Raw genomic sequence first — 663 nt, 5'->3', positions numbered from 1 at the left:
GGTCGGGAACGGGCCGATGCCGAGCAAGCCGTTTTCCGATTGCAGCCACACCTCAATGTCCTTCGGCACGTGGTTCGCCACCAGCGTCGGCAAGCCGATGCCGAGGTTGACGTAAAAACCGTCCTGCAATTCCCGCGCTGCACGCGCAGCCATTTCGTCTCTGGTCCATGCCATGATTATTTCTCCTTATTTGGACACGGTGCGTTGTTCGATGCGCTTTTCCGGCGTGGCGTTGACCACGATGCGGTGCACGAAGATGCCGGGCGTGTGGATCTGGTCCGGGTCGAGCTGGCCGACTTCGACCAGTTCTTCGACTTCGGCCACCGTGATCTTGCCGGCCATGGCGACGTTGGGATTGAAGTTGCGCGCGGTCTTGTTGAACATCAGGTTGCCGGCCTTGTCGGCTTTCTGCGCCTTGACCAGCGAGACGTCGGCCACCAGCGAGCGTTCCATCACATATTTCGCGCCGTCGAAGTCGCGGATTTCCTTGCCTTCGGCCACCAAAGTACCCACGCCGGTCTTGGTGAAGAAGGCCGGGATGCCCGCCCCGCCGGCGCGCAGCTTCTCGGCCAGCGTGCCTTGCGGGGTGAATTCCAGTTCCAGTTCGCCGGCCAGGTATTGGCGTTCGAATTCCTTGTTCTCGCCGACGTAGGAGGCGATCAT

2 protein-coding genes are annotated in these 663 nt (G+C 61.1%); both read right to left on the bottom strand.

The window, feature by feature from the left end:
• The coding region (locus tag RV1423_RS28310) for a succinyl-CoA--3-ketoacid-CoA transferase (protein WP_034304005.1) at positions 1–174 on the bottom strand (174 nt) is incomplete at its 3' end.
• 12 nt (positions 175–186) lie between these two features.
• Positions 187–663: CoA transferase subunit A (locus RV1423_RS28305; protein ID WP_034304004.1), on the bottom strand; the 477-nt coding region annotated here is incomplete at its 5' end.

The organism is Herbaspirillum sp. RV1423 (genome assembly GCF_000577615.1).
In the GTDB taxonomy this organism is placed as follows: Bacteria; Pseudomonadota; Gammaproteobacteria; order Burkholderiales; family Burkholderiaceae_D; genus Herbaspirillum.
Note: the sequence above shows the minus strand (reverse complement) of the source record. Positions and strands in the feature narration are given on the sequence as shown.